This is a genomic window from Acidisarcina polymorpha (genome assembly GCF_003330725.1).
In the GTDB taxonomy this organism is placed as follows: Bacteria; Acidobacteriota; Terriglobia; order Terriglobales; family Acidobacteriaceae; genus Acidisarcina; species Acidisarcina polymorpha.
The window spans coordinates 196,623-213,804 of record NZ_CP030840.1; the positions used below are offsets into that span (position 1 = coordinate 196,623).

Consider the following 17,182-nt stretch of genomic DNA (forward strand, 5'->3'; position numbering starts at 1 on the left):
TGATCCGCTGCCCGCGATCCTGAAATACCATTGGAGCCGCTGGACACTCGCGGCTTGGGTCTTTTTGGAGGCATATGACAAATCATCGAGTCTGCTGGCTAAGAACGGTCGCATTTCTGGCGCTTGTTTGCTGCGCCGCGCCTCTACAGGCGCAATTTAACGCCAGCCTGTCAGGCACTGTCACAGATACGACTGGCGCGGTTATTCGAGGCGCCAGCCTGACGCTGACCAACACCGCAACTCAGGCGGTGAAGACGACCACCAGCTCTGACGCAGGATTTTATCGATTCAGCGAATTGAGCCCAGGAGGTTACTCGGTAGCCGTGACCGCTACCGGCTTCCAGAACGAAACGTCAGAGGTGAGCCTGGCCGGCGAGACTCCGCGCAACCTGGACATCAAGCTACAGGTGGGTCCGGCGTCGCAGACGGTGACCGTTTCCGCCAACGACGTCTCGGTCCTCAATACGTCCAACGCGAATATCGGCACGTCCTTATCGTCGGCCGACGTCAACCGGCTTCCTATCGTCGGACGTGATCCCTATGAACTGCTTCGTCTGACGCCCGGAACCGTCTCGGACGCGGCTCGAAGCGGCTCTGGTTCCAGTGTCTCGCTGCCCAACAATCAATCAGGCAATCAGTCGAACTCCGGAATCTTCCAGACTGAAAACCAAATCCAGGCGTCGGCCTCCGGCCAGCGTGTCACTTCAAACACCTATTTGATTGATGGGGTCAGCGTCGACAGCCTCTCGCATGGCGGCTCAGCTGTGGTCACGCCTAATCCTGAGTCGGTTGCCGAAATCACCACTACCTCCAGCAGCTTCGACGCCGGCGACGGCTATAAGGTAGGGCTGCATACCCGGGTCGTTAGCAAAGCGGGGTCGAACGATCTCCACGGAAGTCTCTTCTTCCAGTATGACGAGCCCGGGCTTAACGCCTTTCAGCCATATGGCGGGCCTTCCGGCGCGCTGCCTGTCCGTGTCGAGAATAAGCAACGGGAGTGGGCAGGCAGCATCGGCTTTCCTATTCTGAAGAACAAGCTTTTCCTGTTTAGTTCTTACGAGGGCATCAGCAATATCAACAGCGGCTTTTCGGAGCAGTACGTACCGACGCCTCAATACCTGAGCGGCCTTGCGGCTCTGCGAGGCGGCGGGATCGTCTCCGGCGTTCTGACCGGTCCGGGAAGCGCACCGCAAGTGGTCAGCGTGCTGCCAATATCCTGCCAGAATCTGCAGGCCGTGTGCACCCCTGTGGGGACCGGAGCGGACATCGGCTCCTTCGCTGGTGGACTCGGAACGTATTTGCCTGCCTATAACGCCGCGACTCCCGCATTAGCCAACAACGCCAGCGGCGGAGGACTCGACGGCATACCAGACGTTGAATTCGCGCAGGTCAGAACGACCTCCCGTTATCGCGGGAATCAGTGGAATGGCCGGGTGGACTGGAACCTGACGCCAAGCGATCAACTTGCTGCCAGCGTTTACTTCGTCAAGCTGTCGCAATCGAGTCCGGATGCGTCCACCGGGGCGCAGCCGCTCTCCGACCTTCCCTTCAAACCTTTCAACTCTTCTGGAACGGTGGTGTACATTCACACCTTCAACCCCAAGCTGGTCAACGAGGCCCGCGCCAACTACAGCCGCTACGAAGATAACCAGATCAGCGACGCTGGAACCACGGTCGACTTTGGTATTCCGCGCTTTGAAGTACAAGGGTATACATTCGGTCGGTTCTACGATGGTCCGATCTGGGGATCGACGACTCCAGCTATCCTTGCTCAGAATACGTACGAATTTCGCGACCAGCTCATTCAGACATTCGGCTCGCACACACTGCGTTATGGCGGTTTGATTCGCTGGGAACAAGACAACGACAATCTGAGTGGATTCTCGCGTCCCGACTACGTCTTTCAAGGCATCTGGAATTACGCGAACGATGCCCCTATCGATGAAAGCATCGCAGCCAATCCGAACAGCGGCGGTCCGGCAATCGGACAGCGCTATTTCCGCGATCACAACCTTGCCGGCTTCATTCAGCACGACTGGAAAATCACGCCGAACTTTACCTTGAATACCGGCCTGCGTTGGGAGTATTTCGAGCCGCTCTACAACAAAGGTTCGCGGATCAATGAGCCGATCTTCGGACCCACTTATGCGACGTTTCTGAGTGCCGCTGTGCTTGCCCCGGTCAATCACATCTTCAACTCCAACTACAACAACTGGGGACCCAAATTCGGATTTGCCTGGTCGCCCGAAAAGGCTAACAACAAGCTGGTGGTTAGCGGCGGCTTCGGCATGTCTTACGATCGGCTCGATGACGGACTCTATCTGAACGGCTTCGAAAACGGTCCCGGCTATGCTCAGTTCGGCCTCTGCTGTGCGTCGGACACGCAGACTCCCGCAGCGACCCATATCGTCTTCGCCCGCGGCGCCACCCGATCCGCCTTTAGTTATCCGGTGAACCCTTATCTCTCCGTGGGGACCGATCCAACTACTGGCTTGCCGAACGGAGCAGGCGCCATTGAGGTCTACGGGGCTTCGCCTCATACCGCGCAACCCATGATCTACAGCTTCGCGAGCCAGATCCAGTACGAGCTCCCCTACCAAATCGTCGCGACCGTCGGATACCAAGGAACAGTTGGCCACCATTTCCCGCGGCTGGTCGATCAAAACTTTCTCTATCCCACCTGCGCGCCCACTAATCCCGACGGTTCCTGTGCTACCGGCTCGGTGCTGTCGCCCTTTAATAACACTTACATTCCCACCACCGATGTCGCCACCAACTACAACGCGCTGAACCTGCAGCTCAATAAGAGGTTCAGCCACGGCTATAACATCACTGCGTTCTACACTTACTCGAAGAGCCTGGATCAATCTTCGAACGAAGGCCCGGGAAGCCTGTCGAACCAGACCGATCCGGCCAACCCGGTGTCGGAGTATGGACCCTCCGACTTCGACGTTCGCCATCGGGTTACGGTCGCCGGCAACTGGGATCTGCCCAAGTATCACAACGGCCATGGGCTGGTTGGGAACCTGGTAAGCGGGTGGCAGATCAACGGAATTTACCAGTTCCATACTGGCTTTCCCTGGACACCGGTGACTGGCCAGCCAACGGTGGCTGTGGTCCAGAGCGCTTCAACGCTGGCGCCGACACGGCCACTTGCTTACTTTGGAGGCGCGGGAAACTCCTGCTCCAACGGGGCCTACATCAATGGAACCAACTTCCCTGGCGGCGGCCAGAAGTACTTCCTCATTGGGCAGTCTGGACCTCCGGGGATCGGCCGCAACAGCTGGAATGGCCCGTGTTACATGGACACCGACCTTTCCGCTGCAAAAGAACAGATTTTCAGCGTGCTTGGCCACGAGTCCCACTTCCGGTTTCAGGCGAATGCCTATAACGTCTTCAACAAAACAAACCTGCAGCCGATCTCCGCTGGAACGAACGAGGCGCTTATCGAGAATTCGCTCTTCGGCGTATCTCCAGGAGCCGATTCCGGGCGAGTCATCGAGTTTTTTGCAAGGATCGATTTTTAGGCTATTTCGGTTGCTCGACCTTCCACGGGCAGTGCCGGCAGCCAGAGCCGCAGCAATAGCCACGTTTTAGATGATACTTTTCGGTGAAGACCATGTATGGTCCGTCGTAGTAATAGTCTTCACCTTCGATGGTCGGCTCTCCAGTCAAGGCCCAATCGGGAAGTTCAGGCACCGGCAATCTCCAATGGCAATTGTCTCAGCGGTCTTGGCTGAGAGGCAAAGAGTCGAGCACTTGCGATTTCATCCGCCGCGATTTCATTTGCCTCAGCCTCTGCTTCCTTCGTATTGTCCAATTCTGGCTCCGCAGTCACTGCTGCGCCATTGCGAAAGGTGACGGTCTTTCCGGGGACGGCGGGAACTCGTTTTCCTGGCACCACAATGTCAACCAGGTTTAAAGGGTCTGCTGCAGCCACCTTCACCTCGCTACAAGAGCCGGGTTTTCGCCGCAATTCCCGGAGTGATTCAACTGCCTCAGGCAATGCGAACTGTTCGCCGCCAAAACCTGACAGGAAACGACCGCCTCGTACTTCGCCTCGTGCTTCCATACGGCGAAAAATCCCCAGCAGATCGCGCCACCTGGGCATGGTTTCTTCGCGAACGAGCAGGTCGCGGAAGACGATCCCATAGCGGCGCAGCAACACGGCACATGCTGATTCGATCTGTTTTTCGCGCTCGGCATGGTTTCCCGCTGCATCCTCGCAGAGCAGGCTCCAGCGGCCGGCGCCACTTCGTTGGCGTGACGTTTTCACGCCTGCCGGCGCCGCAAACGCAGACTTTCGTCTGGGATCGATGAGGATGCGCAGGCTATCGAATCCGTCGGCAGTCACCATTCCCGCGGCGACCAACTCCCATAGAGCCCGTTGAAGATCAGCGGGTGGCGCGGCCAGACAGCGAACCAGATCTCCGGAGAACATCGCTCCCCGCTCGGCGAGACAAGATCTGAGCTTTCCTGCAAGTTCGCTGAGACAAGCCTGAAGCGAGGGTTCCGGGATCTGTCGCTGTTGCAGGCACAAATCCATCCACAATGCCTCTTCCCGAAGAAAGAACGTGATCGGGGCCATGCTGGTTGGAACGATGCGCCGGTTGGCGAGGCCGCCCGTTTCTGCACTGTTGAATGCCGGGTGCGGTGAAACCCGTCCCCATCCGACTATGCCCATCATGCACAGAGAGTCGAGCCAGCGCGGGTCATAGCCGTTGACGCGCTGCGGCAGGAGTGATCGCTCCCACTCCACGGCGGGCGCCTCAAAGCCTTCCAAGCCGCGAATCGCATCTAGTACTCCCTGCTCCCCGGCAAGCTGCGTTTGTGGCGCAAGATGCTGCCAGTGAAGCAGCCATTGCATATACAACGCCGGGGTGACGGCTTCAATCTGTTTGCGGAGCGTTCCCAGAGTTCGCCTGTGGATTCTCTGCAATAACCGACGCTCGCACCACTCAACGTCTTCATCTGTAACCGCCGCAGTTGCTTGTCCTTCAAAGACTCCCCGCAGAATGGTTCCGCTAGACTCCAGCAGCACCATTGCCTTCCAGATTTCAGTGGAAGCCAGTCCAAGGCGAAGGCCTAATGACCGCGACGTCACCGGCCCAAGGATGTTCAGCCACCCTAAGGCTAATTTCCGTAATACGTCCTCAACGGTTTGTTGCCTTTTATCGGGTTGGACAACGATTTCGTGCGAGATCTTCATCTCTGGCCACAACGACTTTGCCTGATCAATGCGTTCGGCTGCAATCGCGTATTCGATCGCGTTAAACTCGCCAATCACGGCACGCCCATGTTGCAGCAAGCGCTCAAACAACAAGTTCCAGTCTTGGGTCCGCGGGTCATTCAGCATCTCGGCCGGAACCGCGACCAGGACGCATAGCAGATCGTGAAGCTCGTGCTCGTCGCGGATGTCGGGCCATATTTCTTCGCGCACGGCGGCGATGGCCGCGGGATCGAGCCTTCCAGCTTCACCCAAAACCGAGTCGGGGACCGTTCCCCGCATGTTGACTGCGCGAGCCCGGCGCTCCTCCAACGGGGCGTCATCAAGAAAGGCATAGGGATTGGCGTTCAAGAGCTCGTGAGCGAATTGCGAAGGCGCGGTCGTGTCAACCGCCAGGCAGCGCACTGCTCCTGATTCCATGGCAAGCAGCAGTTGCTTGAGACCTTCAAGATCCATTGCTTCGGTCAGCACATCTTTCATAACTTCGCGAATCAGCGGATGGTTGGGGATTTCCCGATCGCCCTGGATGTTCTCCTGGCACGCCGCCACCTGGGGAAAGACGCTGGCCAAAAGATCATCGGACCGCGTCCGCTGCACCTGCGGCGCTATTCTCTTACCCTTCTGGAAACGCAACAACTGCAAACTCCGGCCTGCGTCCCATCTCCAGCGGGAACGAAAGATCGGTGAGTCGAGGGATGCCTGCTCAAGCAGCTCCGTTACCGTCTGGTCAGTAAGAAAATGAAAGACATCACTCAGCGGAAAGCTATGCTGTTCGGCGAGCGAGATGTTGAGCCCATTGTCGGTTGCTGCCGCCTGCAGCTCAAAATTAAAGCCGCGACAGAACCGCTTGCGCAGCGCCAGACCCCACGCCTTATTGATTCGTCCTCCAAACGGAGCATGCAGGATGAGCTGCATGCCGCCGCCTTCGTCGAAGAACCGTTCGGCGATGATCGTGGTCAAGCTTGGAACAGCGCCAAGCGCGGCGCGTCCGGCCACGATGTAGCCAATCATCTGTTCCGCGCCTGCATCGTCTACGCCGCACTGCTCCTTGAGCCAAGTCACAGTCTCTGCTACAGAACGATTTGTCTGACTGATATATCCGGGAAGAATGTCTCTGGTTCGTTCATCGATTTCGGTGCGCAGACCGGAAACATAGCTCGAGAGCTCCATGGTTCGCTGGGGTGCTTCACCACGCCAGAAAGGAACATTAGGGGGCTGGCCATGCGCGTCCTCTACCAGCACGCGTCCGGCGCTCTCCACTCGCTGAATACGCCAGCTGGTATTGCCCAACAGGATCACATCTCCCGCCGACGACTCGACGGCAAAGTCCTCATCGAGGGTGGCGATCTGGACTCCTTCAGGCTGCACAATCACCGAAAACAAAGCCGTATCCGGGATTGTGCCACCATTCGATACCGCAATGGTGCGGGCCCCGCGACGCGCCTGGATGCGCCCCTGGACTCGATCGCGCAACAGGTAGGCGCCGTAGCGGCCGCGACTTGCTTCGATGCCCTCGCTGAGCAGACAAAGCAATTCTTCAAATTCGTCGCGGGTTAGGCTGCGGTAAGAGTGAGCTCGCTTGACCACCTTAAACAGCGCTTCTTCTTCCCAAGGCTCGGCTGCACAAGCGGCAACAATCTGCTGCATCAGTACATCGAATGGTTTATCGGGAATCTCGAGCCGATCCAGGTCCCCACTGCGCATCGCCCGAACCAGAGCCGCCGATTCGATCAGGTCATCGCGCGTCGTGACAAAAAGACGGCCCTTGGGGATAGCTCCGCGCCAGTGTCCCGCGCGGCCGACACGCTGCATCGCTGCAGCGATCGCCCGCGGTGAATTCACCTGGCAGACGAGATCAATGCTGCCGATGTCGATACCGAGCTCGAGAGATGCGGTGGCAACCAGCAGCCGGATCTCGCCCGCCTTCAGTTTCCGTTCGGCTTCCAGACGCAGCTTGCGCGAGAGACTGCCATGATGGGCCGCGACATTCTCGGCTCCTAGTCGCTCACCTAGCGCAAAAGCCAGACGCTCCACCATCCTTCGAGTATTGACGAAGACGAGTGTGGAACGATGCTCGTTGGCGAGTTCCGCCATTCGCGTATAGATCGAGTCCCATATGGCGTTGGTCGCAACCGAGGTCAATTCGTCGTCCGGTATTTCAATGAGAAGATCCATCGGACGCCGTTGTCCGACTTGCACGATCGCGACTTCGCGGCCGTGCTCGCCGCCGAGAAACTCCGCAACCAATTCAATGGGGTTCTGTGTGGCAGATAGGCCAATTCGCAGCGGAGCCGCGCTGCGGCCTGCGATCATGGCGCCGGGAGTCAGCCGATTCTCGCCGCGAACCAGCGCGTCGAGCCTTTCCAGGGTCAGCGCCAGGTGGGCACCGCGCTTATCGTCGGCGACAGCATGAATTTCATCGACGATGACCGTCTCCACCCGGCGCAGATTCTCCCGGCTCTTCTCGGCGGTAAGCAGGATATACAGCGATTCGGGAGTGGTAACGAGGATGTGGGGCGGTCGCTTGAGCATCTTGCGTCGCTCTGCGGCCAGCGTGTCTCCGGTTCGGACCGCGGTACGAATTCCCGGACAGAGGTAGCCCCTTTCCAGAGCGAGCGCCTGAATCTCTCGCAACGGTCCATCCAGGTTCTTTTGAATGTCATTTGAGAGCGCCTTGAGCGGCGAAACATAGATGACTTCGGTCACGGCATCCAGGTTGCCGGCTATCGCTTTCCTCAACAAGCGATCAATACAAATCAGGAAGGCCGCCAGCGTCTTGCCTGAACCGGTGGGCGCGGAGATCAGTGTCGGACGATGCTCAAGGATGCTTGGCCAGCCCTGCTCCTGGGGCTCGGTCGGTGTTCCAAAGCGGCCGACGAACCACTCCTGTATGACTGGATGGGCCCACTCTAGTCCGGACCCGGCCGAACGGGAACAAAGGCTATGATCCCGGTCGATTGAAGCAATTGGCATAGAACATTCTAGCGCGATCTTCGTCGGTTATTCGCCCAAAAGCTAGCACTTCAGCAGCTCACTCTTTACAAACCACTTACAGCTCCCGCATCCACCTTTTACGGATGGAGACATCTACTGAACTAGCCGGATTTTTCCGGCGGAGGCATTTTCCTCATGAGTGCATTTCGTACCTGCAGACCACTTCTCGTAGACGCAGAACAGTGCCAGCAAGCCCGCACCATCACCACTGATACCGGTTTTCGCCATGTGCAGAAAGGCGAGTGGATCATTAAAGGGGAAGACGGCGAATGCTATGTCGTTGACGACAGTTTCTTCCAACGCACCTTCGCGCCAATCCAGAGCTATCCATGGGAGACAACGGCCGAAGAGGGTCGCAGCTATGGTTGCTGAGTAGCCAGGCTCAGGACGGAGCGCGGCCAGCTTCCGCGCTCTCTCGAAACGCCTGAAGCGTGGGCACACGATGCTTTGCCAGAAATGCCGTGATCATGGCGCTCACTACCTCTGGAGCCTCTTGCTGGACCCAATGAGAAAATCCAGGCAACGTACGCAGAGTATAGTCAGTCACGTAACGCTCGGTTCCATGCAGCGTGATCGGATCCAAAGCCACATCTTCCAATCCCCAGATGACAAGGGTCCGAGTATCGATCCTGGGAAATCCCATTCTCATCTGCCGCTGAAAACCTCCGCGTGCAAATGCTCTATACCAGTCGATCATCGCGGTCGCCGCTCCCGGTTGGCTGACGTTCTCGCGATAGACCGCTAAAATCTCCGACGAAAAATATTCCGGGTGGCACGAAGAGCGAAGGAACATCCGCTCGACGGCCTTCCCATGCGCAGCGCGCAACAGGAGATCAGGCAGCAACGGGATTTGGAAGAAGCCGATATACCAGGACTTGCGAAGTTGACGCCAGTGCCGGAGCGCAGCTCGAAAACAAGCTGGATGCGGAACGTTCAGGATCACTAAAGCGTCGATTGGCCGGAGCCGGCGCATGGCAAAGAACCAGGCAATCGCCGCTCCCCAATCGTGGCCCAAAAGCGCCACCTCACGTGGATTGAATTCTCTCGTTGCTTGATCGATCAGGCCCGCCACGTCCGCCATCAGCTTCTCGATTGAATAATCATTGACTTTTTGAGGCCGGCTTGACCTCCCGTAGCCCCGTTGGTTCACGGCCCAGACTCGATACCCTGCCGCAGCCAGCGCGGGCATCTGGGCGCGCCAACTGATTGCATGTTCGGGAAAACCGTGAAGACAGAGCGCAAACTTCTCTCCTTCGCCGCACTCCATAACTTCAAATCGAAGATGATTCGCGTCAATCAACCGGGTTGTCACTGCATCTGACATAGGTACCAGGAGCAATCTGAAGCATAGGCCTTTACTAGAATAAGAATATGGCAGCTATCAACGTTCGAATCCGCCCTGTTGGCCTGCGCCGTGTCTCTCTGGTATCATAAGACTTTTCTTTTCAAAGACGAATACAGTGGTGGCATTTTTTGACCAGCTGGTACTGCTGCAGACAATTGGACTAGCGCCGGTCGGGGGAAAATAGAGCATGTCGGTCGAAACCCGGAAATTGGTGCAACTGTGGAAGAGCATGCGGGCAAACCGGGAAGAAGGCGCACTTGCCACGGTGATACGCGTTGCCGGCTCGTCTTATCGCAAGCCTGGTGCGCGAATGATGATTACTCGCAGCGGCCTCCGTGTGGGGACGGTAAGTGGTGGCTGCCTTGAAGGAGAGGTCAGCAAAAAAATTTGGTGGCTGACGGAAGGGGGTCCAGCCGTCAAGGATTACAACACCGCCTATGACGACGATTCGCAAGCGAACCACGGACTGGGATGCGACGGCGTCGTTTCGCTGCTGCTTGAGCGGACGTCAGAAGCAAGTGGGGTCCTTGAGGCATTGCGCGTGGCCGTTGAGGAGCGTACGCCTTCTGCGATCGTGACTGTAGTCAGCACCGATTCAGCGGACGTTCCTGTTGGCAGCCGGTTGATCATCACCTCCAGTCAAGACCTCCCACCAGCAACCGGTATCTCTGCCGAGCTGGAGCGGCTACTGTTGCCGATGGCGCTTGACGTTCTCGAAAGTGCGCAATCCAGCACGGCATCGATGACACTCGCAGGAAAGGCGTTCGAGGTGTGTGGGGAGTACGTCGCACCGCCCGCGGCCCTCTTTGTCTTCGGTGCGGGTGATGATGCGCAGCCGCTGGCAAAGTTGGCGGCCGAAATGGGATGGGAGGTCTCGATTGCCGACGGACGATCCAACCTTTCTAGCCAGGCGCGATTTCCCACGGCGCAGCGAGTTGCAATCCTTTCGCTTGATGACCCATTAAAGGACCTGCCCATTGCGCCTGGCGATGCCGCAGTTGTGCTGACCCATAGCTACCAGCAGGATTTCGCGATCCTTCGTCACCTTCTACCGCTGCCGCTTGGCTATCTTGGGGTGCTGGGTCCGAAGCGGCGAACGATGCGCATTGTCGATGAAATTGCGCGGCTGACCGGCGTTGATCGCCGTGAAGCTCTGGGCACATTGCGATCGCCGGTCGGCCTCGACCTGGGGGCTGGATCTCCGGAGATTATCGCCCTCTCCATCATCGCCGAGATTCAGGCAGCCTTAACTCAGAGGAGTGCCGCCCCTCTGCATCTGGCCAGTTCGCCGGAGCTTTTGTTTACGGCTACCAGTGGTGAATAACTGCGCGGCTATTGTGCTTGCGGCTGGCGATTCGACGCGGCTGGGCCAGCCCAAACAACTCGTTCGGATCGGAAGAGAGTCCCTGCTGCGACGCACGACAAGGCTCGCGCTTAAAGTGGGGTGTAGCCCCACTTTTGTGGTCCTGGGCGCTAATGCGGAGATGCTGTCGGTAGAACTGACTGACCTCGGCTGTTCGCCGATCGTCAACGAGAATTGGCCGAGCGGAATCGCCTCGTCGATCAAAGCCGGTGTCCAAGCTGCGCTCGAAACCAGTCCCCTGCCCGAGTGCATCCTGATCCTGGTTTGCGATCAGCCCGGGCTGGGATTACCGATCTTGCGGAATCTGCTGAGCACGCACTCGTCGCAGCGGAAAATCGCCACAGCTTCCCGCTACCGGGAGACAGTCGGAGTGCCAGCGGTCTTCGACCGAGAAGTCTTTGCGGAACTTCTCCAGCTTTCCGGGGACCAGGGGGCGCGTCGCATTCTCCTCCGGCATCTTGATCAGGTAGCCGCCGTGGATTTTCCGGACGGCGATTTTGACATTGATACGCCGGAAGACCTTGCACAGCTTGGTCTTCGAAGGAGTTAGTGCGCGGTGTCGCCATTCGCCAGCCGAATCGCGTGGATTAGCACCATGCCCACCGCATCCAGGCTCTCAATGACACCTTTAGGACTACCCGGCAGATTCACAATCAGGCACCTGCCCCGCAGCCCGGAGACGCCACGGGAGAGCCAGGACCGCGGCTCAAAAGTACTCCCCGCGATTCGCATCTTCTCCGCAATTCCCGGCACCAGGCGCTCCAGCACCGGCATAGTCGCTTCCGGCGTGAGATCGCGCGGGGCGCAGCCGGTGCCACCCGTCGTCACCACAAGCTCTGCTTTCGACGACCACGTCAGCAAGGCGTCAGTGATTGCTGGCGCTTCGTCCGGAACGACTACCGTCGCAACGATCTCGAATCCAAGTTCTTTGAGGCTCGCTTGAGCGGCGGGGCCGGATTTGTCTTCATAGACCCCACGATGGACACGATCACTCACCGTGATCACGGCAGCGCGTAGCGGAATCTCGCTCATCCCTTCGCTCTTCTCGGCGCGCTCTTCTTCACATAGGTGCCACTGCGGCCTCCGCTCTTTTTTAAGAGGCAGATTTGCTCGATGGTGATGCCGTGACCGGCGGCTTTGCACATGTCATAGACAGTGAGCGCGGCGACGGTTACCGCGGTTAGAGCTTCCATCTCGACTCCGGTGCCGGCGGTGGTGCGTACCCGCCCGCGAATGCGAACCAGCGTACCGCGCACCGACACCTCCACATCGATCCCGGTCAGAGGCAGGTTATGGCACAGCGGGATCAGCTCCGCCGTCCGTTTGGCGGCCATAATTCCGGCTATGCGGGCGACCTCCAGCACATCGCCCTTGGGATTGTCCCGTAAGGCACGGAGCGCAGCGCGACCCAGTCGAACCATCGCCTGTGCCTCGGCTTCGCGAAGCGTATCGCCTTTTCCCGAGACATCCACCATTCGCACCGAACCGTCGGACCGGAGATGCGAGAGCTTTGGTTCACGGCTAAGAGAACTTTCCATGCTTTCAGGATACCGGCAGCAATCGTCGAAGTTCCGGTCAAGTTCCGTCCGGAGGAGGAACTTGCTCCTGAAGTTGCCGCATGCCATACTCGCCCCATGCGTGTCCGTGTGCTGCTTTTTGGACCTTTGGCGGAGATCTACGGCGTTCGCGAAGAGTCGCTTGAACTTCCCGGTTCTCCCCGCGCCGAAGATGTCTACCAGCACTACCGCCAGCGTGACAGTCGCCTCGGTCAGCTGGAGAAATCCCTTCATCTTGCGGTCAATCAGGTCGTTGTTGGTCCGAATCATCCACTTGCCCCGGAAGATGAAGTCGCCTTGCTGCCTCCAGTCTGCGGCGGATCGGACGCCATCGCGATCTCTCCTCCCGACATCATCGATCTTCTGGATGGGCCGCTCGAAGCCCACCCCTGGCGAAAACACCTTGTGAATAAGGCTGGGAGTTATGGAGCTATTTCTACCTTTGAAGGGCTGGTTCGCAAAGAAGATGATGCCGATCCGGTGGTCGCACTCGCGTTTGACGCTTACCGTCCGATGGCGCTTGGCGCTCTCCGCGCAGTCGCCGAGGAAGCCCGTCGGCGTTGGCCTATCCAGGGAATCGTCATGCTGCATCGGCTTGGGACCGTTCCTGCGGGCGAGGTCTGCGTGGTAACAGCCGTCGCCACTGGGCACCGCGGGGAAGCCTTTGCCGCCTGCAAGTTTCTCATCGACACTCTCAAGGCAACCGTTCCAATCTGGAAGAAGGAGATTACCGCTTCCCGGTCTCACTGGGTTGAAGGAGTCCTGTTGCCAGGGGCGGCAACTGCTGAGGACCTAGTGTCCTGAGCCTGAAATTCGTAAACCAGTGTCCTGTCATCCTGAACGAGGTGAAGATTTCGCGCTTTCAGAGAGACGCTCCCATCCCCTTCGTCAGTTCACCCTTCGTAAATCCCTAGATTAACTCCTGACTCAGGACACATGACGTCATCTATACTTCCTCTATAACGTTTCCATACGATCGTCGATGAATGAAAATGCGCGGATTGGATGGTTCATGCACGGATTGTCAAAGTTTTTTAGAGCAGCAATCTTGTCTGCCGCAGGCCTCGGAATCCCCGCGGCGCTGGCCCAGGCGACTCAGGTCGTCATCGTCGATCGGGCCGCTACTCTCACGCTGCCATTCGATACTTTAGCCAGAAACCTGCCTACTCTTGAATGCCGCCAACGGAGCGCCGGATCCCGCTTCCTTCTGCACAGCGACGTGGATTTGAACCAGCCGGTCGATGTGCTCGCGCTCGCCGATGTCACTCTGTTTGAGAAGCCAGGAAGTCCGGCACAGACTGCTCGCTTTCCCTGGTGGTCGACCTTCGCGGGTAATGAGATTGGCATCGCCTACACCGCCAGATCGAAGGCCGCCGACCAGATCAGCGCGGCGAATTGGCCCCAGATCCTCCAGCAGAGCGGGGTGCAGACCGCCTACTCCGATCCGGAAACCGACCCGGAGGGCTATAACACCGTCATCGCCTGGACGCTGGCCGAGAGCTACTATCACCTGCCTGGATTCGCCGCGAGGCTTCGCGCTGCCATTCCACAAAAGAACATCCGCAGCGACTCCACCCAGCTGCTTGCCTTGCTAAGCGCGGGCGAGGTCGATTACGCCTGGGAGTATCGTTCCGTCGCCGAGCAGCATCAACTCAAATTCCTGCGTTTGCCCAAGCAGATCAATCTCAGCGACCCATCCCTCGCACAATGCTACAAAAATGCCTGTATCGACCTGCATCACGCCGGGACGGTCCAGCAGCAGTGCGGCCGCCCGATTCTGTACGCCGTGGCGATCGCCGCCGACGCCCCCCACCCCGAAGCGGCAGCCCAATTCGTCCAGGCACTCTACGGCGACGCAGGTCGGAACGCGCTGCAATCAGCCTTTCAGCAACCATTAGCGGCTAAGGTCGGCGGAGATATTGCAACCGCGCCGGATTGGCTGAAGATGCTGGCAAAGTGAAGTGAAGTGGAGCGTGCAAGAATGCTGTGCGCCTGAACATGTTGGAGCCGCTGTTAAAAATGGATTTCGGGCCATCTCCTTTCGAGCCGTCCAAGAGCATTCAATACTTCAACGTTCAAACGAGATTCCTATGATTGCCTGGTCTGACGGGAAGCTCCATGCCGCATCCGCTAGCATAAGCAAGTGAAGCAAAGCCCAGCCGACCGTCGTCTTCATGCCCTCGCGGCCACTCTGGGTGCGCTGCTACTTGCCTTCCTGATCGTCCCGCTGGTTCAACTCAGCTGGGTTTCGCCGCTGGCGATCCTTGAACTCTTCACCGTTCCCGAGGTCCGCGAGGCTCTGATCCTCACCTTTAGCTGCGCCGCTGCCGCAGCCACAATAGGCCTCGTATTCGCTGGGGCGCTCGGCTATTGGCTTGCTAAACGGCCGGTCTGGATCTCCCGCATCCTGCTTCCGCTCATCGACATCCCACTGCTCATTCCGCACCCAGTCGCGGGCATCGCGCTGCTCCTGCTGCTTGCGCGTCCCGGCTTGCTGAATCGGCTCCTCGAGTCGCTCCATCTCTCGCCGGGCTCGGGATCGCTGCTCGGCACGCCCGCGGCCATTATTGCGGCCATGGTTTTCGTCTCCGCGCCGTACCAGGTGCAGGTCTGCCGCCAGGCCTTTGCCGGACTGGATCCCGCTTATGCCCTGCGCGCGCGCACCCTCGGCGCTGGCCCGTGGCGTACCTTGCTGCAGATTGAACTCCCGCTCGTCCGCCGCAATCTGCTTGGCGGGGCGGCGGTAGCGCTCGCTCGCTCCGCCTCGGAGTTCGGCGCGATCCTGGTCGTCGCTTACTTCCCGCGAACCCTGCCGGTACTGATCTACGAAAGATTTTCAAACGAAGGCCTAGACGCCGTCCGCCCGCTGGCCGCCCTGATGATCATCGCCGGGTTGTTGCTCCAGGGGGTGCTTCATTACTTACAGCCGAACGAGGCGCTCGAACATGCCTGAAAGCTCGTTCGAAGGCTCGTCTGGGCTTCCTTCCCTGAAAGTGACGGCGCTCTCGCTTTCCAAAGGCGCAATGACGCTCGGGCCGGCCAGCTTCACCTTGCCCGGTGCGGGATGCTGGTGGCTTGCGGGGGTCAGCGGGGCGGGCAAATCGCTGCTTTTGGAGTCACTCGCCGGCTTCCACGCCGAGTCGGTTGGCAACATACTCGCGAGCGGAAAGGATGTCGGCCTCCGTGCTCCCGAGTACCGCTCCATCGCTCTGCTGCCTCAGCGCTGGAGGCTCTTCCCGCACTGGACGGTTGGCCGGAACCTCGCCTTCGCGGCGAATCTTAGCGATTCGAATACGATTCGGAGCAGACAGCTGGCTGAGAAACTTCAGGTGGAGCATCTGCTCGACCGTCCGACCAGCGCTCTTAGCGGGGGAGAAACCCAACGCATCGCCCTGATCCAGACGCTTCTTTCCCCGGCGCGGATCCTGTTGCTCGATGAACCCCTCTCGGCGGTTGATGCGGCGCTGCAATCTGCGGTGCTTGACTTGTTGCAGCAAGAATCCACAACCAACCAGCGGATTTGCCTGATCGCCGCGCATCGTCCAACCCCCGAATATCCGATGAAAGGAACCTTTTGGATCGACGGAGGTCAGTTGGCCCAAAAACCGTAAACTCCATCACCATTTAGAATTGACACAGCGACGCGATTGCGATCCCTTTCGCGTGGGCGCATCTTACAGAGAATCGTGCCATTAACCGACAAACTCGGACGCAGAATCACCGACCTGCGAGTTTCGATCACTGATCGCTGCAACTATCGCTGCGTCTACTGTCGTTCCGGCGAAGAAGATGTGCCGTTCTCTGAACTCCCGATCGCGGACTACGTTCGTCTGGTGCGCGTCTTTGTCTCGCTGGGTATCGAGAAAGTGCGGATCACCGGGGGCGAACCGCTGCTGCGTAGAGAACTCCTGCCCATGATCGAGCAACTTTCCTCGATGACAACGGCAGGTTCCGGCAAACCGCTCGATGTTGCCATCACTACCAACGGGCACTTGCTCGCCAAACTCGCGCAGCCACTCAGAGATGCCGGACTTTCCCGGGTCACGGTCAGCATGGATGCGGTCGATCCGGCGAAGTTCGCGAGAATCACCCGGGTCGCGAATGGCTATGAAGCCGTCGTGGCCGGAATTCGAGCTGCCAAACGGGTCGGCCTCGAGCCGGTCAAGATCAATGCCGTCATCATGCGCGGCTTCAATGAGGATCAGATCGCCGACTTCGCCCGCTTCTCTCGCGACGAAGGAGTCATTGTTCGCTTCATTGAATTCATGCCGCTCGAAGAAGGACGAGTCTGGGCGCCCGATGTGGTCCTCGGCTACAACGAAATGCTGGACATCCTGAACAGCTATCGTTCGCTGGTGCCGCTACCGCCAACCACAATCGGCGAGACCGCCATGCGTTATACCTTCGACGACGGCGTTGGCGAAGTCGGCATCATCGCCCCTGTATCCAGAGCGTTTTGCGGAGCCTGCAGCCGCGTGCGGCTCACCTCCGACGGTAAGATCCGCACATGCCTTTTTTCGCAGTCGGACCACGATCTCTACGGAGTTCTGCAACGCGGAGGAACCGATGCCGACCTGGCCGCGTTTATCGAGGCAACGATCCAGAAGAAAGAAGCCCGCCACCACATCGGCGAGCCCGGCTTCCTCAAACCATCCCGGAGCATGGTCCACATCGGCGGGTGATTCGAAGATCAACGC

The 17,182-nt window shown here is 58.7% G+C and carries 14 protein-coding genes; 9 read left to right on the top strand and 5 right to left on the bottom strand.

Going from position 1 to position 17,182, the window contains the following annotated elements; all coding sequences use genetic code 11:
* The first annotated feature begins 74 nt into the window (after positions 1-74).
* The gene (locus ACPOL_RS00935) at positions 75-3,527 is read left to right on the top strand and encodes a TonB-dependent receptor (protein ID WP_114205395.1); all 3,453 of its coding nucleotides are present in this window, start codon (positions 75-77) and stop codon (positions 3,525-3,527) included.
* Between the two features lies 1 nt (position 3,528).
* Here ACPOL_RS00935 and ACPOL_RS33360 read toward each other — a convergent pair whose 3' ends face one another.
* Positions 3,529-3,699: a C1orf53 family protein gene (locus ACPOL_RS33360; protein ID WP_236657146.1), complete on the bottom strand. Its 171-nt coding sequence runs from the start codon at positions 3,697-3,699 to the stop codon at positions 3,529-3,531.
* A complete protein-coding gene (locus ACPOL_RS00940) occupies positions 3,692-8,200 on the bottom strand; it encodes a DEAD/DEAH box helicase (RefSeq protein ID WP_114205396.1) in 4,509 nt (1,502 codons plus the stop codon). The genes ACPOL_RS33360 and ACPOL_RS00940 overlap by 8 nt, the downstream gene beginning before the upstream one ends.
* Before the next feature lie 156 nt (positions 8,201-8,356).
* On the opposite strand from ACPOL_RS00940, the gene ACPOL_RS00945 reads away from it, so the two are divergent.
* Complete coding sequence (locus tag ACPOL_RS00945; protein ID WP_114205397.1) at positions 8,357-8,593, top strand: hypothetical protein; 237 nt, start codon at positions 8,357-8,359, stop codon at positions 8,591-8,593.
* 10 nt (positions 8,594-8,603) lie between these two features.
* Here ACPOL_RS00945 and ACPOL_RS00950 read toward each other — a convergent pair whose 3' ends face one another.
* The gene (locus ACPOL_RS00950) at positions 8,604-9,545 is read right to left on the bottom strand and encodes an alpha/beta fold hydrolase (protein ID WP_114205398.1); all 942 of its coding nucleotides are present in this window, start codon (positions 9,543-9,545) and stop codon (positions 8,604-8,606) included.
* 208 nt (positions 9,546-9,753) lie between these two features.
* On the opposite strand from ACPOL_RS00950, the gene ACPOL_RS00955 reads away from it, so the two are divergent.
* Positions 9,754-10,890, top strand: a complete 1,137-nt coding sequence (locus tag ACPOL_RS00955) for an XdhC family protein (protein WP_114205399.1) — start codon at positions 9,754-9,756, stop codon at positions 10,888-10,890.
* Complete coding sequence (locus ACPOL_RS00960; protein WP_161557116.1) at positions 10,883-11,479, top strand: nucleotidyltransferase family protein; 597 nt, start codon at positions 10,883-10,885, stop codon at positions 11,477-11,479. Before ACPOL_RS00955 ends, ACPOL_RS00960 begins: the two co-directional genes overlap by 8 nt.
* Here the strand turns inward: ACPOL_RS00960 and ACPOL_RS00965 are convergent.
* Both ACPOL_RS00965 and moaC read right to left on the bottom strand, forming a co-directional pair.
* Positions 11,476-11,961, bottom strand: a complete 486-nt coding sequence (locus tag ACPOL_RS00965; RefSeq protein ID WP_114205401.1) for a MogA/MoaB family molybdenum cofactor biosynthesis protein — start codon at positions 11,959-11,961, stop codon at positions 11,476-11,478. The two genes, ACPOL_RS00960 and ACPOL_RS00965, sit on opposite strands and share 4 nt — an antisense overlap.
* Positions 11,958-12,467, bottom strand: coding sequence for a cyclic pyranopterin monophosphate synthase MoaC (gene moaC / locus ACPOL_RS00970; protein ID WP_114210536.1), 510 nt, complete (start codon positions 12,465-12,467; stop codon positions 11,958-11,960). The genes ACPOL_RS00965 and moaC overlap by 4 nt, the downstream gene beginning before the upstream one ends.
* A gap of 96 nt (positions 12,468-12,563) precedes the next feature.
* On the opposite strand from moaC, the gene ACPOL_RS00975 reads away from it, so the two are divergent.
* The 5 genes from ACPOL_RS00975 (at position 12,564) to moaA (ending at position 17,167) form a co-directional block, all read left to right on the top strand.
* The gene (locus ACPOL_RS00975; protein WP_161557117.1) at positions 12,564-13,289 is read left to right on the top strand and encodes a molybdenum cofactor biosynthesis protein MoaE; all 726 of its coding nucleotides are present in this window, start codon (positions 12,564-12,566) and stop codon (positions 13,287-13,289) included.
* Between the two features lie 244 nt (positions 13,290-13,533).
* Positions 13,534-14,445, top strand: coding sequence for an extracellular solute-binding protein (locus ACPOL_RS00980; RefSeq protein WP_236657147.1), 912 nt, complete (start codon positions 13,534-13,536; stop codon positions 14,443-14,445).
* Positions 14,446-14,628: 183 nt separating this feature from the next.
* Complete coding sequence (locus ACPOL_RS00985; RefSeq protein ID WP_114205403.1) at positions 14,629-15,438, top strand: ABC transporter permease; 810 nt, start codon at positions 14,629-14,631, stop codon at positions 15,436-15,438.
* Positions 15,431-16,096 carry an ATP-binding cassette domain-containing protein gene (locus ACPOL_RS00990; protein ID WP_114205404.1) on the top strand — a complete coding sequence of 222 codons (666 nt, stop codon included), beginning with the start codon at positions 15,431-15,433 and terminating at the stop codon, positions 16,094-16,096. The genes ACPOL_RS00985 and ACPOL_RS00990 overlap by 8 nt, the downstream gene beginning before the upstream one ends.
* Before the next feature lie 75 nt (positions 16,097-16,171).
* Positions 16,172-17,167: a GTP 3',8-cyclase MoaA gene (gene moaA / locus ACPOL_RS00995; RefSeq protein WP_236657148.1), complete on the top strand. Its 996-nt coding sequence runs from the start codon at positions 16,172-16,174 to the stop codon at positions 17,165-17,167.
* The last annotated feature ends 15 nt before the right edge of the window (positions 17,168-17,182 follow it).